We start from the raw sequence: 13,663 nt of genomic DNA on the forward strand, positions 1-13,663 counted from the left end.
CGTCAGGCCCTCGGGGTCTCGACGATGACGTTCGTCGCCTTGACCACCGCGACCGCCAGCGAGCCGGGTTCGAGACCGAGCTCGCGGACCGCCTCCGACGACATGAGCGACACGACGCGATGAGGACCTGCCTGGATGTCGACCTGCGCCATGACGCCGTCGGCCTGCACGCGCGTGACGAGACCGACGAAGCGGTTGCGCGCGCTCGAGAGCAGGTCGGCCGGGTCGCGCGGCGTCGCCGCGAGCTCGACGGCGTGGGCCGCGAGAGCCTCGCCCGGGATCTCGGCGGGCGACGCCCCCGTGGTGGGGAGCGCTCCGGCGTCGACCCACCGCCGCACGGTGTCGTCGCTCACGCCGAGCAGGCGCGCGGCTTCGGCGATCTTGAACGTGGCCACACCGCCACGCTACACCGCAGATGCGGCAGTCTCAGCGTGATTCACCCGCACGAGCGGGGGTGCGCCGGCGTTTCTCCCTCAGTCGAAGCGCGCGCCCTGGCTGCGCGAGGCGCGCAGCGCAAGGAGCAAGACGACCGGTCCACCGAGCGGAAACACCGCCAGCAGCACCCACCAGCCTGACAGGTTCGAGTCATGCAGGCGGCGAACGGCGACGGTGACGCCGGGGACGAGCGTCGCGATCATCCAAAGCGCGGCGAAGATCAGACCGAACGAGGCGAGTGGATGACTCGGAACCGCTCCAGGCGGCCAGTTGATGAGCGGGAGCTCGGCGTACAACCACGAGCCGAACGGCCCCAGAAAGATCCTCGGCTGCGGTGTCTCGCCCGTCACGAGAACGGGGAGCGCGATCTGCGCCGCAGCGAGTACCACCACGTTCGCGAGCATCCACCACCAGTACTCGCTGCGACTCGCGCGCCCGCGTAGCCGGAAGGCACAGCGAACGAAGCGGCCCATCGCCTGCAGCGGCGTCGCCCGGTGCAGCGGGGCGCTCGTCGAGAGGGCGACGTCGGTGTAGACCACGCGGCGAGCCTAGCGGTGCGCGAGCGCGGCGCCTCGTCCGACCGCGGTTGTCGAGACGAAACCTCACGAACGCACCTCCCCCGCCGCGCAACACGTGCATTCGTGCGGTCTCGCGCAAGTCGAGGACACGGATGCCGGCGGCCGAGGCATCCGCTACCACCCGTCGCCTTCGACCCCACTCGCGGGCGAAACCTCACGAACGCACCTGCCCCGGCGCGCAACAGGTGCATTCGTGCGGTCTCGCGCAAGTCGAGGGAACGGATGCCGGCGGCCGAGGCATCCGTCAGCGCCGAGCGCCCGGGCGTATGTCGCGGGCCGGGTGCAGGTCTCCTAGGTTGGGGTGGTGCGCGACGAGAACAACCCTCTGCTTCCGGCCGGCTACGACATCGCATGGTCGATCGTCGCCGTGGCGGTCACCGCGCTGACGATCGTCGCGCTCATCTCGCTCGCCCGGTCGGCGAAGCGGCTCACGACCACGCAGGCGGTGGTGTGGGCGGCGCTCGTCCTGCTGGTGCCGGTGGCGGGTCCGATCGCCTGGCTCGCCGTCGGGCGCCGGGCCGGCGCGGCCGAGCACGAGCACAGCGGCTGACGCACACGCCGTCGGGGCTGGGCGCCGACCCGACGGCGAGATCAGGCGGCCGAGACGGCGTGCCGCGCGAGGAACGTCGCGGCCTTGAGCGTCAGGCGGGGCTCGGCGCGCCGCAACTCCCTGGTGGCACCCACGACATCACCGGCGGCCGAGGGCGCACCGGCGAGGACGCCACGCGCCCACGAGAGCGCCGTCTCGGGAGGCTGACCGCTCGACGGCACCGTTCCACCGAAAACGGCCTGCAGCCGCTTGCGCGGGTCCACTCGGTCGCCGAAGATCTTCGCTGCCCACTCGCTCTGCATGGATTCGCACCTCCGTCCCCGAACCTACGCCCGGCCTCGTAGCGGCACCTCCGTCGCGCGACGGAGATCCGGCACGCACTGGCCGCCCCCCCCCTCTGAGCAGCCCCGCCCCGCAGTCCGGCCGGCCCGGGTCTTCAGCGGGCGGCGAGGCGCTCGACCTGCCAGGCGTGCACATCGGGCAGCCAGTCGAGCGGCGCCGACGGACCGACGCGATCGTCGTCCGGGTTGTCGCCGTGGCGCAGTGCCTCGACGTATGCGCGATCCTGCGCGATGCGGGCCCGCAGCTCGGCTCCGGTGCCGACCGAGCCGTGCCCGGGGACGACGGCATCCACCTCGTCCGCCACCCCGTCGAACAGCTCCAGCGCTGCGAGGTAGTCCTCGAGCGGATCCGCGGCCTCCAGGTCGAGGAACGGCATCAGGATGTCCGACAGCATGTCGCCGGCCACCAGCACCCGAGCGTCCTCGACGAGGAGCGCGGCGTGCCCGGGCGCGTGCGCGCGGTGCTCGATGATCCGCACCGCCGGCCCGTCCCAGGGCACGCGCGTCGCGTCGACGGGCAGCGGCGTGAGCAGTCCGAGCAGTTCCATCGGGATGTCGTCGGAGTACTCCGCCGGCAGTCCCTCGGCGATGACCTCTCGCCAGTCGGCGCGCGCGAGCGTCTCGCGTATCGCCGCCTCGCCGCGAGCGGTGCCCCAGCGGGGTCCGTCACCGAAACGCGGGTGCCACAGCACGTGGTCCCAGTCCGGGTGCGTCGAGAACCCCGCCACCACAGGCTGCCCGAGTTCACGGAGATCATCGGCGAGACCAGCCATCTCGGCTGTCGTGATGCCGGGATCGACCAGCAGCACTCCGGCCCTCCCTTGCACCACCACAGCGTTGCTCTGGATGAACTCGCTCTCGTGCACGAGAACGCCGTCGGCGATGGGCCTGAGCATGGGCTGTCCTCCGGTCAGGACGCGACCCGACCGCCGCGTCCCCGGCATCATGCGACGCCGGGGCCGCGCGCACAACCCCCCTGCGACCGGCCGCTGCGGTGCCTAGCGTCGGGGCATGGAGAACGCGCACCATCGGGTCCTGGTCGTCGGCGGCGGCAACGGCGGCATCTCGGTCGCCGCACGCCTGCGCAACGCCGGCGTCCACGACATCGCCATCGTCGAGCCCCGCGAAGAGCACCTGTACAAGCCACTGTTCTCTCACGTCGCCGGCGGCACGGCGCGCGCGAGCATCACGGTGCGGCCGCAGCGCGACGTCATGCCGAAGGGAGTGACCTGGATCCAGGATGCCGTCACCGCCGTGCAGCCCGAGACGAACGCCGTGGTGCTCGACAGCGGTGACCGCCTGACCTACGACCAGCTCATCGTGTGCCCGGGCATCCAGCTCGACTGGGACCGTGTGCCGGGACTCGTCGAGGCGATGCAGACGCCGGTGGCGGCATCCCATTACGAATTCGATCTCGCGCAGAAGGCGTCGGCCTTGCTGCGCGACCTCACCCGGGGAACGGTCGTCTTCACTCAGCCCGACGGAACGGCATCGTGCGCGGGCGCGGCCCAGAAGCCGATGTATCAGGCGTGCGACTACTGGCGCGCGACCGGTGTGCTGGGCGACATCCGGGTCGTCATGGTCGTGCCGACCGAGACCGCCTTCCTGCCGCCGTTCGACCGCGAGCTCGAGCGCAAGATCGACGAGTACGGCATCGAGCTGCGCACCCGCAGCGTCGTGCTGCGCGTGGATGCCGACGCCCAGGAGGTCGTGCTCGGCGGCCCCGACGGGCCCGAGCACCTGCACTACGACGTGCTCAACGTCGAACCGCCGCAGTCCGCGCCCGACTGGCTGAAGGCGTCGACGCTCACCGCCCCCCGCGCGACGGGCGGGTTCGTCGAGGTCGATCCCGAGACGCTGCGGCACCCGCGGTTCCCGAACGTCTGGTCGCTCGGCGACGCGGCGGGCACGACGAACTCGAAGTGCGGCGGCGCGCTGCGCAAGCAGACGTGGGTCGTGGCCAAGAACGTCGCCCGGGTGCTGCGCGGCAAGGAGCCGACCGCGCGCTACGACGGCTACGCGGTGTGCCCTTTCACGGTCTCGCGGTCGACCGTGGTGTGGGCCGAGTTCGACGACACCGGCGCGCAGAAGCCGACCATCCCGTTCTTCCGCCGCATGTACCGAGAGAGCAGGCTCTCGTGGATCTTCGACCGTCACATCCTGCCCTGGGTGTACTGGAACCTCATCCTCACCGGACGGGTGTGACGGCGGGCGCGCGGCCTCCGCGCGTCCCGCGCGCTTCTCGTCGCGCCCGTCCCCTGATCCGCGCGATTACCCTGAGGGCATGGTCTTTCCCCCGCTCGTGGAGCCGGTCGCCGAGCTGACCGATGCGGAGCGCACGCGCACCGCGCGTCACCGCGTGCTCGCCGGTTTCGGCGACCTCGCACAGCGTCGCCTTGCCGCCGCGCACGTCGCCGTCGTGGGGGCGGGCGGACTGGGCTCGCCCGTCGTGCTGGCCCTCGCGGCCGCCGGCGTCGGCACGATCACCGTGATCGACGACGACGTGGTCGAGGCATCCAATCTGCAGCGTCAGGTGATGCACCGGGTCGCGGACGTCGGTGCCGCGAAGGTGGACTCCGCGGTGCGCATCGCCGCCGACCTCTCGCCGACGACCGTCGTGCGGCCGGTCGCCGCGCTCCTGACCGCCGGCAATGCGCGCGAGCTGCTGACCGGCGCCGATGTCGTCGTGGACGGCACCGACACGTTCGCGACCCGCGAGGTCGTGGCCGCCGCATGCGACGAGCTCGGAGTGCCCCTCGTGTGGGGCGTCGTGCAGGAGTTCCACGCGCAGGTCACGGTGTTCTGGTCGGCCCCGCCCGCCGGCACGGTGTCGGTGCGGCTGTCGGACCTGTATCCGTCGGATGCCGCGCGCGACGCGCCGTCGTGCGCGCAGGTGGGCGTGCTCGGCGCGCTGTGCCTGCAGGTCGGCGCGCTGCTGGCGACCGAAACGGTCAAGCTCATCGCCGGCGTGGGCGACCCTCTCCTCGGGCGCGTGCTCGTCATCGACGCGCTGCGCGGACGCACCGACGAGGTGCCCCTGCGGCCGGCCACGGCCTCCGCACCCACCGCCGCCGCGCCCACCGCCGCTGCGGGTGCAGTGCCTGCGCCGCCCGCCACGGCCGATCCGGCCTCCCCGGCCGATCCGGCCTCCGCCCTCAGCCCGGCCGCCGCGATCCCGCAGCTGACACCCGCCGAGACGCGCGCCGCGCAGCGCGCCGGCGCGCTGCTGCTCGATGTGCGGGAGCCCTTCGAGACCGCCCGCGGCGTCATTGCGGGGTCGGTCGCGGTGCCGCTGGGCGACGTGCTCGCCGATCCTTCCCGCATCGACGCGGCGGCCGTCGTGGTGGTCTGCCAGGTGGGCATGCGCGCGCAGCGCGCGGCTGCGGCCCTGCGGGCGGCCGGGGTCGAGGCATCCGTCCTCGCCGGAGGCATCGACGCGTGGAACCGCGATCCCGCGGCGGTCCTCGCGTGAGCGCCCTGCGCAGCGTCGACGAGCATCTCGCCGACGTGCTCGCGGCCGTCGCGCCGCTCCCCGCGGAACATGTCGCGCTCAGCGCCGCGCACGGTCTCACGCTGCGCGCTCCGGTGCGGGCGGCCGTCGACATCCCGGTCTTCGACAACTCGGCGATGGACGGGTTCGCGGTGCGCTTCGCGGATGCGTCGGATGCCGCGCCCGACGCGCCGACGACCCTGCAGGTCGTCGCAGATCTGCCCGCCGGCACGGCCGATGATCCCGCACTGTCGGCCGGCCAGGCCGCGCGCATCATGACGGGGTCGGCCGTCCCCACGGACGCCGACGCCATCGTGCCGTTCGAGGACACCGCCGGAGGGCTCGCCGACTCGCTCGGCACGATCGCGGTGCTCCGCGCGCCCCGCGGCCCGGGCGCGCACATCCGGCGCGCGGGCGAGGACGCACGCGCGGGCGCCGAGGTGCTGCCGGCCGGCGACGTGCTCGGTCCGCTCCAGGTGGCGGCCGCGGCCGCCGCGGGCGCCGCCGACGTGGTCGTCTCTCGGCGACCCCGCGTCGCCGTCATCTCCACCGGCAGCGAGCTGGTCGAACCCGGAAAGGCGCTGCGGCGCGGGCAGATCCCCGAGTCCAACAGCCTGCTGCTCGCCGCGCTCGCGACCGAGTGCGGAGCGGAGGTCGTGCGGCGCGCGAGCGTCCCGGACGAGAGCGACGAGCTCGAGGCGCTGCTCGCCGCGGTGACGGATGCCGCCTCACCGACCCGCGCGGACGTCGTGGTGTTCTCGGGCGGTGTGAGCGCCGGAGCCTACGAGGTCGTGAAGACCACCCTCGCGCGCGCGATGACCTTCAGCAAGGTGGCGATGCAGCCGGGCAAGCCGCAGGGCTTCGGCCGTCTCCCCTCGGGGGCGCTGCTGTTCGGACTGCCCGGCAACCCGGTGAGCGCTGCGGTGTCGTTCGAGGTCTTCGTGCGCCCCGCGCTGCTTGCTCTGCAAGGGCGCCGGGTCATCGAGCGACCGGTACTCGTGCTCCCGGCCGGGGCGGCATGGCGCACACCGCCCGGGCGGTGCCAGTATCTGCCCGTGAGGCTCGACCGATCGACCGCGGGCGCATGGCGGGTGCTGCCCGCCACCTCGGGGGGTTCGCACCTCGCCGGCGGACTCGGCCGCGCTGAGGCGTACGCCGTCGTGCCGGCCGAGGTCGACGCCGTGGCCGAGGGCGACCTCGTCGATGTCATGCTGATCTCATGAGCTCCGCCGACCAGCCGACGTTCACGCACCTCGACGAATCCGGCCACGCCCGCATGGTCGATGTGACGCTCAAGCAGCCGACCGTGCGCTCCGCCACCGCGCGAGGCGTCGTGCGCTGCGCGCCCGAGGTCGTCACGGCCCTGCGTGACGGCACCGTCCCGAAGGGCGATGTGCTCGCGGTCGCCCGGATCTCGGGCATCCAGGCCGCCAAGCGCACGCCCGAGCTGCTGCCGCTGGCCCACGTCATCGGCGTGCACGGCGCGACCGTCGACCTCGTCGTGACCGACACCGGCGTCGAGATCGAAGCGACGGTGCGCACCGCCGACCGCACCGGGGTCGAGATGGAGGCGCTCACCGCGGTCTCGGTCGCCGCCCTGGCGGTGGTGGACATGGTGAAGGGGCTCGACAAGGCCACGGCGATCGACGACCTGCGCATCGTCACCAAGACGGGCGGCAAGAGCGGCGACTGGCACCGCCCCGGCGAGGCATGACCCCGCGTCCACCGGCCGGCGGCCACGGACCCGACGCCACAGACCGCCGACCCGGCCCCGGAGACCCCGGGTCCGACCCCACGGGTCGCGGATCCGACCCCAAAGTCCGCCGGTCCGACCCCACGGGTCGCGGATCCGACCCCCGGGACCGCCGCTCCGACGTCGCCGGCCTCGGCGCGATCCTCCTCGCGGGCGGTCGAGCCTCCCGCGTCGGCGGTGCGGCCAAGCCCCTCTTCGACGTCGGCGGCCGCACGCTGCTCGCCGCGGCCGTGACGGCGGCGACGGATGCCTCGGCCCGGCCGATCACGGTGGTGGGCCCTGTTCTGGACGAGAGCCTTCCGGTCGCCTGGGTGCGCGAGGACCCGCCCTTCGGCGGACCGGCGGCGGCCGTGGTCGCGGCACTCGCCTCGTGGCCGGAGGAGGACGACCCCACGTGGACGCTCCTGCTCGCATGCGACCTCGCCGGCGTCGGCGCCGCCGTGCGGCGGCTCGTGGACGACATCGTGCTCCTGCCCTCCGACACCGACGGGCTCTGCCTCGCCGACCAGTCGAGCCGCCCCCAGTGGCTCATCGGCGTGTATCGCACACGCGCGCTGCGGGCCGCGGCATCCGCTCTCCCGGATGGCGGCCGCGATGCCCCCGTGCGTGTGCTGCTGGACGACCTCGCCATCGCGGTGGTCGCCGCGCCGGACGACCTGACCCGCGACGTCGACTCGTGGGAGGATCTGGAGGAGGCCCGGCAGCGGGCCGCGCCGTCGTCCGAGGAGCCGTCATGAGCGAGCAGTCCCGCACCCTTCCGCCCGAGGCACTCGACGCGTGGGCCGCCGCGCTGCGCGAGCGGTTCGGACTGTCCGCCGAAGACCTTCCGGTGGCGCTGATCCTCGACCTCGCGCGCGATGTCGCCGTGGGGGTCGCTCGTCCGGCGGCGCCCTTCAGCGCGTTCGCGGCGGGCCTCGTCGCCGGTCGCGCCGGCGGGTCGCCGGAAGACACCACCGCAGCCGTGGCAGCCATCACCGAGATGGCCGCGCAGTGGGAGTACGAGGGCTGATGGCCGTCGTCCGCTACTTCGCCGCCGCCCAGGAGGCCACCGGGCTCGACACCGAACGCCGGCCGGAGACCACGCTCGGGGCGCTGCGCGCCGCAGTGTCAGAGGCGTACCCCGGCCTCGGCGGCATCCTCCCCCGCTGCGCGGTGCTGGTCGGCGGCTCGCGGGTCGACGACGACACGCCCCTCGGCGCCGACGATCTCGTCGACGTGCTGCCGCCCTTCGCCGGCGGCTGAGTCTCGGCGTCCCTCCGAGGACTTCTGCGCAGGAGACGACCTCTCCCGACAAGGCGTCCTCTCACCCGCAGATGTCCTCTGATCCGCCGCCGGTGCGGACTCCCCCGGCGCACACTCCGCCGGCGCACACTCCGCCGGCGCCCACTCCCCCGGCGCGCACTCCGCCGCCGGCGCGCATTCCCCCGGCGATCGCTCCGCCAGCGACGCACCCGGAGGTGGCCGAGCTGAGCGACCTCAGCCGCCGAGACCGAGCCAGGTGGCGGTGCCGTCGGCCTCGACCTGGCGCTTCCACACCGGCAGGTCGGTCTTGATCGCCTCGATGAGGGTGCGGCACACCTCGAACGCCTCGGCCCGGTGCGCCGCGGCCACGGCGATCACGACCGCCGCGTCGCCTACGCCGAGCCGTCCGGCCCGATGAGACACAGCCACGATCGCCCCTGACTCGCCCGCCGCGGCGGTCGCGAGCTGGGCGAGCACCTTCTCGGCATCGGGGTGCGCGGAGTATTCGAGGGCCACGACACCGGTGGCGGCATCCGGATCATGATCGCGCACGCGTCCGACGAACGTCGTGAGCGCCCCCATGTGCGGGTCGTCGACGGCCCGCAGGTGCGCGTCGAGGTCGAGCGGAGCGTCGCTGATGGCGGCGAGCCGGACGGCGCCGGCACCCATCAGTGGTCTCCCCCGCCGAGCTGGTCGAGCACGTGGCGTGCGACCGAGAGCACCACGGGCATGCCGGATGCCACCGCCGCCGTGGATCCCGGGAGGTTCACGACGAGCACCCCGTGGGGGTCGACGACACCGGCGAGGCCACGCGTGAGCATCGCGGCGGGCTTCTCGGCGGCCCCGAGCCGGCGGAGCTCCTCGGCGATGCCCGGGATCTCGCGTGTGAGGACGCGCGCGGTGCCCTCGGGAGTCTGATCGCGTGGAGCGACACCCGTTCCGCCTGTCGTGACGATCAGCTTCACCCCCGCGACGATCTCGGCCGTGAGGGCGCGTTCGACGCTGTCGGCGCCGTCGGGCACGACGACGGCGTCGGCGCAGTCGAAGCCCGCGTCGCGCACAGCGGCGACGGCGATCGGTCCGCTGGCGTCCTCGCGCGCGCCGGCGGCGGATCGGTCGGAGACGGTGATGACGGCGGCGCGGGTCATGGTCCCCAGCCTATGCACCGGCGGTCACGCGCGGCGCTCGAGCCGGATCACCACCGACTTCGAGGTGGGCGTGCCCGAGACGTCGGCGACGGAGTCCAGCGGCACGAGGACGTTCGTCTCGGGGTAGTACGCGGCGGCGTTCCCCCGAGGCGTGCGGTACGCGACGATGCGGAACTCCTCGGCGCGGCGCTCCTCGACCGTGCCGTCGGGGCGCGTCCACTCCGACACCAGGTCGACGATGTCGTTCTCGGCGAACCCCAGCGCCGCGATGTCCTTGGCGTTGACGAGCACCACGCGCCGCCCGCCATGGATGCCCCGGTACCGGTCGTCCTTCCCGTAGATCGTGGTGTTGTACTGATCGTGCGAGCGCAGCGTCTGCAGCAGCAGGCGACCGCGCGGGATGCGGGGATACTCAAGCGCATTGACGGTGAACCGCGCCTTGCCGTCGACGGTCGCGAAGCGGCGCGCATCGCGCGGGCCGTTCGGCAGGTGCAGCGTGCGGCCCTTGTCGATGCGCTCCTCGTAGTCCTCGAAGCCCGGCACCACCCGCTGGATGTGCGCGCGGATGAGCGCGTAGTCGTGCTCGAGTGCGGCCCAGTCGGCGTGAGGGACGTTGGACGGATGCCGCAGCCCGGCCTGTTCGGCCGCGCCGGCCTCCTCCGCGGTCGCCGCCTGTCGCGCCTCTTCGGTGGGGGTGCGCTCCGGGTAGGCGCGGTCGTGACGCGCGGGGTCGGCGGTGCCCCCGGCCGGAGCGCTCCACGGCGCGGCGCCCCCGGCCCCGGCCCCGAAGAGCAGTCCGCACAGGCGTGCGACGATGGCCACCTCGCTGAGCAGCTCCTCCGACGGCGGAGCGAGTCGGCCGCGGGATGCGTGCACGGCCCCCATCGAGTCCTCGACGGTGACCCGCTGCTCCCGCCCGCCGCGGCGGTCGCGGTCGGTGCGACCCAGTGTCGGCAGGAGGAGCGCGCGGCGTCCGGTGACGACGTGCGAGCGGTTGAGCTTCGTCGAGACCTGCACGGTGAGCCCCACGTGCGACATGCCCGCCTCCACGACGGCGGTGTCGGGGGTGGCCGACACGAAGTTGCCGCCCATGCCCATGAAGAACCTCACCCGGCCGTCGCGCATGGCGCGGATCGCCCCGACGGTGTCGAAGCCGTGCTCGCGCGGCGCCGCGAACGCGAACTCCGCGTCGAGGGCGTCGAGGAACACGGCCGAGGGCTTCTCGTAGATGCCCACGGTGCGGTCGCCCTGCACGTTCGAGTGCCCGCGCACTGGGCACACGCCGGCACCCGGCCGCCCGATGTTCCCCTGCAGCAGGAGGGTGTTGACGATCTCGCGCAGCGTCGGCACCGAGTGCTTGTGCTGCGTGAGGCCCATCGCCCAGCACACGATCGTCGCCTTCGAGGTGCGCACCGCCTCGCCCACGCGGCGCAAGGCCTTCTCGGGGACGCCCGTGGCGGCGACGAGCTCGCGCCACGAGGCATCCGCCATCGCCTGCCGATAGCCGTCGAAGCCGCTCGTGTGCGCGGCGATGAAATCGTGGTCGAGCACGGATCCCTGCAGTGCCGCACCCTCGGCTCCCGCCGCCGACGACGCGGCCGCCGAGGCGGCGTCGGCCTCGAGCAGGTGCTTGCCGATCGCCTGGAACAGCGCCTGGTCGCCGCCGAGGCGGATCTGGACGAACCCGTCGGCGAGCTTCGTGCCGCCGAACGCGACGCCACGCACGGTCTGCGGATTCTCGAACCGCATCAGCCCGGCCTCGGGCAGCGGGTTGACCGCGATGATCGTGGCGCCGTTGCGCTTGGCCTTCTCGAGCGCCGAGAGCATGCGGGGGTGGTTCGTGCCGGGGTTCTGGCCGGCCACGATGAGGAGGTCGGCCTCGTGGATGTCTTCGATCGACACCGTGCCCTTGCCGATGCCGATGGTCTCGGTGAGCGCCGACCCGCTGGACTCGTGGCACATGTTCGAGCAGTCGGGCAGGTTGTTGGTGCCCAGCCCCCGCACGAGCAGCTGGTACAGGAACGCCGCCTCGTTCGAGGTGCGACCCGATGTGTAGAACACCGCTTCGTCGGGGTCGTCGAGGGCGCGCAGCTCGTCGGCGATGAGCCCGAGCGCGTCGTCCCACGAGATCGGACGGTAGTGCGTCGCGCCGTCGTCGAGCAGCATCGGGTGCGTCAGCCGCCCCTGCTGGCCGAGCCACCAGTCGTCGTGGGCGCGCAGCTCGTCGATCGAGTGCGCGGCGAAGAACTCCGGCCCGACCCGCCGCAGCGTCGCCTCCTCGGCGACCGCCTTCGCGCCGTTCTCGCAGAACTCCGCGATGTGGCGCTTGTCCTCCTCGGGCCACGCGCACCCCGGGCAGTCGAAGCCGTCCTTCTGGTTCACCCGCAGCAGCGTCTGCACCGACCGCGCGACGCCCATCTGCTCGTTCGCCATCTCGAGGGCGTGGAGCACGGCCGGCACGCCCACGGCCACCTTCTTGGGCGGCGTGACGCGCACGCGCTTCTCGTCGATGTCGCCTGTCGGGGGCTTCGTCGCCATGCCTCCAGGCTATGCCTCACACCGCGACGGCGGGCGCCCCGGAGTCAGGTGTCAGAGGCCGTACAAGCTCCAGCGGATCATGGCGGCGCCGTGCGTCCGGACCGACTGCCACTCCTTCGCGCTGAGGCTGCCCTTGTGGTCGAGCAGCGCCCGCTCGACATTGGCCTTCGTGAGGTAGGCCGACAACATCTGGTGGACCATGGCCGCGCACGCCGCCTTGGTCGCGCCCGCGCGGTTCATGGTGACGATCTTCTGGCTGATCTGGGTGTAGTACGGCTGCGCGTTGCGGATGAAGGCCGTGTAGCTCTTGTCGAGGGCGGCCGTCGATCCGAGGTCCTTCTGCACACCGATCGTCACGGTGGCGACCGCCTGTGTCTGGCTCGCGCTGAGCGCATACGCCGGGAACAGTGTGCCGAAGGTCGCCTCCAGCGGCTTTCCCGCGTAGACGTTCTCTGCCAGCTTGTCCAGGATCAGCGAGAGCTGGGCATCGGTGTAGAACGTCGTCACGAGGGCCTTGACCTTGGCGATCGCGTTCTGCTTCTGGGTGGTCATCGTCACGGCCGACACCGCCGTGGCGGGCGCCGCGTGGGCGACGCCCACCACGGAGGCGTTGACGAGGAGGACGGAAAGGGCGAGGCCGGCGGCCAGACGAGGGATGCGAGGCATGGCCGAATGCTATCCGCCGGCGGGCATCCGTATATGCCCAGCCCCCGGCATCCGTCACCCCACAGGTCAACCGGGCCTCCACAGGACCCGCCCCGCCCAGAACCACCTGCACAACCCCCGTTCCCCTGCAGACCGCGGAAACGGATGCCGCAGCCCCCGGCATCCGTCGCCCCACAGGTCAACCGGGCCCCCACAGGACCCGACCCGCCCAGAACCACCTGCACAGCGCCCGTTCCCCTGCAGACCGCGGAAACGGATGCCGCAGCCCGGCGCCGGGGAGGCGACTCAGGGCCGTGCGTCGAGGATCCGCTGCAGCGTCTGCTGGTCGGCCTCGGCCTGCTCGCGCACGGCCGCCGCGGACTCCGCGACCGCCGGATGCGGATCTCCGGCGAGGATGAGATCGATGAGCGCGATCATGCCCGTGTTCTGGGCCTGGAGGATCTCGGCGAACCGGCGCTCGGCATCGGGGTGGGCGGCGTCGACGAAGCCCTGCAGCGTGCTCCACGCGGGCATGCCCGGCATCTGGGCGTGATCGGCGCCGTGGCCGGCGCACGGGCCGTCGGCGGGCGGCTCGACGGGGCGCGCGTCCGACCACGAGACGTACCACTCGCGCAGATCCGCGAGCTCGTCCTCGTTGCGCCCGGCGATCCCGCTCGCGAAGCCGCTCGCGCCGGCGTCCAGGCCGTCCTTGCGCAGGAGCGTCTCGGCGAGCTCCGCCTCTTCGACGCCGTAGTAGATCATCGCCTCGACGTAGCAGTAGTCGTCGGCGGTCACCGCGATCGACGGTGATGCGGACGGCGACGCCGCGGGCGCGGCATCCGTCCCGCCAGCCGCGGCGAGCGCGAGCGCGATCCCCGTCCCCGCGGTCGCCAGCGCGATCGTCAGCGCGACGACGGCGACTGCTCTGCGGCGCACGCGAGTG

General features: G+C 73.1%; 17 protein-coding genes. 8 read left to right on the forward strand and 9 right to left on the reverse strand.

Annotation, left to right across the window (positions count from 1 at the left end):
* Positions 1–2: 2 nt before the first annotated feature.
* On the reverse strand, positions 3–395 hold the full coding sequence (locus tag R8Z57_RS02445) for a TOBE domain-containing protein (RefSeq protein ID WP_318352162.1): 393 nt from the start codon (positions 393–395) through the stop codon (positions 3–5).
* Between the two features lie 78 nt (positions 396–473).
* Complete coding sequence (locus tag R8Z57_RS02450) at positions 474–974, reverse strand: DUF805 domain-containing protein (RefSeq protein WP_318352163.1); 501 nt, start codon at positions 972–974, stop codon at positions 474–476.
* Positions 975–1,317: 343 nt separating this feature from the next.
* Here R8Z57_RS02450 and R8Z57_RS02455 point away from each other — a divergent pair, with 343 nt between their 5' ends.
* Positions 1,318–1,563: a PLD nuclease N-terminal domain-containing protein gene (locus R8Z57_RS02455; protein WP_318352164.1), complete on the forward strand. Its 246-nt coding sequence runs from the start codon at positions 1,318–1,320 to the stop codon at positions 1,561–1,563.
* Between the two features lie 41 nt (positions 1,564–1,604).
* On the opposite strand, the gene R8Z57_RS02460 is transcribed toward R8Z57_RS02455, so the two are convergent.
* Together R8Z57_RS02460 and R8Z57_RS02465 are read right to left on the reverse strand one after the other, a co-directional pair.
* A complete protein-coding gene (locus R8Z57_RS02460; RefSeq protein ID WP_318352165.1) occupies positions 1,605–1,865 on the reverse strand; it encodes a hypothetical protein in 261 nt (86 codons plus the stop codon).
* A gap of 134 nt (positions 1,866–1,999) precedes the next feature.
* Positions 2,000–2,800 (reverse strand): MBL fold metallo-hydrolase, encoded by an 801-nt coding sequence (locus R8Z57_RS02465; RefSeq protein ID WP_318352166.1) that lies wholly within the window; start codon positions 2,798–2,800, stop codon positions 2,000–2,002.
* Positions 2,801–2,915: 115 nt separating this feature from the next.
* Here R8Z57_RS02465 and R8Z57_RS02470 point away from each other — a divergent pair, with 115 nt between their 5' ends.
* The 7 genes from R8Z57_RS02470 to R8Z57_RS02500 all read left to right on the forward strand — a co-directional run bounded on the left by R8Z57_RS02470 (position 2,916) and on the right by R8Z57_RS02500 (position 8,389).
* Positions 2,916–4,109, forward strand: a complete 1,194-nt coding sequence (locus tag R8Z57_RS02470; RefSeq protein ID WP_318352167.1) for an NAD(P)/FAD-dependent oxidoreductase — start codon at positions 2,916–2,918, stop codon at positions 4,107–4,109.
* Positions 4,110–4,188: 79 nt separating this feature from the next.
* Positions 4,189–5,376, forward strand: coding sequence for a ThiF family adenylyltransferase (locus R8Z57_RS02475; RefSeq protein WP_318352168.1), 1,188 nt, complete (start codon positions 4,189–4,191; stop codon positions 5,374–5,376).
* Positions 5,373–6,617, forward strand: coding sequence for a gephyrin-like molybdotransferase Glp (gene glp / locus R8Z57_RS02480; RefSeq protein WP_318352169.1), 1,245 nt, complete (start codon positions 5,373–5,375; stop codon positions 6,615–6,617). The genes R8Z57_RS02475 and glp overlap by 4 nt, the downstream gene beginning before the upstream one ends.
* Entirely contained in the window at positions 6,614–7,108 is a 495-nt protein-coding gene (moaC, locus tag R8Z57_RS02485) for a cyclic pyranopterin monophosphate synthase MoaC (RefSeq protein ID WP_318352170.1), read from the forward strand. The genes glp and moaC overlap by 4 nt, the downstream gene beginning before the upstream one ends.
* The gene (locus R8Z57_RS02490; RefSeq protein WP_318352171.1) at positions 7,105–7,884 is read left to right on the forward strand and encodes a molybdenum cofactor guanylyltransferase; all 780 of its coding nucleotides are present in this window, start codon (positions 7,105–7,107) and stop codon (positions 7,882–7,884) included. The genes moaC and R8Z57_RS02490 overlap by 4 nt, the downstream gene beginning before the upstream one ends.
* Complete coding sequence (locus tag R8Z57_RS02495; protein WP_318352172.1) at positions 7,881–8,156, forward strand: DUF6457 domain-containing protein; 276 nt, start codon at positions 7,881–7,883, stop codon at positions 8,154–8,156. Before R8Z57_RS02490 ends, R8Z57_RS02495 begins: the two co-directional genes overlap by 4 nt.
* Positions 8,156–8,389 (forward strand): MoaD/ThiS family protein, encoded by a 234-nt coding sequence (locus tag R8Z57_RS02500; RefSeq protein WP_318352173.1) that lies wholly within the window; start codon positions 8,156–8,158, stop codon positions 8,387–8,389. Before R8Z57_RS02495 ends, R8Z57_RS02500 begins: the two co-directional genes overlap by 1 nt.
* A 234-nt stretch (positions 8,390–8,623) precedes the next feature.
* Here the strand turns inward: R8Z57_RS02500 and R8Z57_RS02505 are convergent, their stop codons facing one another.
* From R8Z57_RS02505 to R8Z57_RS02525, 5 genes are all read right to left on the reverse strand, one after another.
* A complete protein-coding gene (locus R8Z57_RS02505; protein ID WP_318352174.1) occupies positions 8,624–9,058 on the reverse strand; it encodes a molybdenum cofactor biosynthesis protein MoaE in 435 nt (144 codons plus the stop codon).
* Positions 9,058–9,537, reverse strand: a complete 480-nt coding sequence (locus tag R8Z57_RS02510) for a MogA/MoaB family molybdenum cofactor biosynthesis protein (RefSeq protein ID WP_318352175.1) — start codon at positions 9,535–9,537, stop codon at positions 9,058–9,060. Before R8Z57_RS02510 ends, R8Z57_RS02505 begins: the two co-directional genes overlap by 1 nt.
* 24 nt (positions 9,538–9,561) lie before the next feature.
* Positions 9,562–12,075 carry an FdhF/YdeP family oxidoreductase gene (locus tag R8Z57_RS02515; protein WP_318352176.1) on the reverse strand — a complete coding sequence of 838 codons (2,514 nt, stop codon included), beginning with the start codon at positions 12,073–12,075 and terminating at the stop codon, positions 9,562–9,564.
* Positions 12,076–12,126: 51 nt separating this feature from the next.
* Entirely contained in the window at positions 12,127–12,741 is a 615-nt protein-coding gene (locus tag R8Z57_RS02520; protein ID WP_318352177.1) for a hypothetical protein, read from the reverse strand.
* A 285-nt stretch (positions 12,742–13,026) separates the two neighbouring features.
* A complete protein-coding gene (locus R8Z57_RS02525) occupies positions 13,027–13,656 on the reverse strand; it encodes a DUF305 domain-containing protein (protein WP_318352178.1) in 630 nt (209 codons plus the stop codon).
* Positions 13,657–13,663 lie beyond the last annotated feature (7 nt).

The sequence above is a fragment of the Microbacterium sp. M3 genome (assembly GCF_033548675.1).
Taxonomy (GTDB): domain Bacteria; phylum Actinomycetota; class Actinomycetes; order Actinomycetales; family Microbacteriaceae; genus Microbacterium; species Microbacterium arthrosphaerae.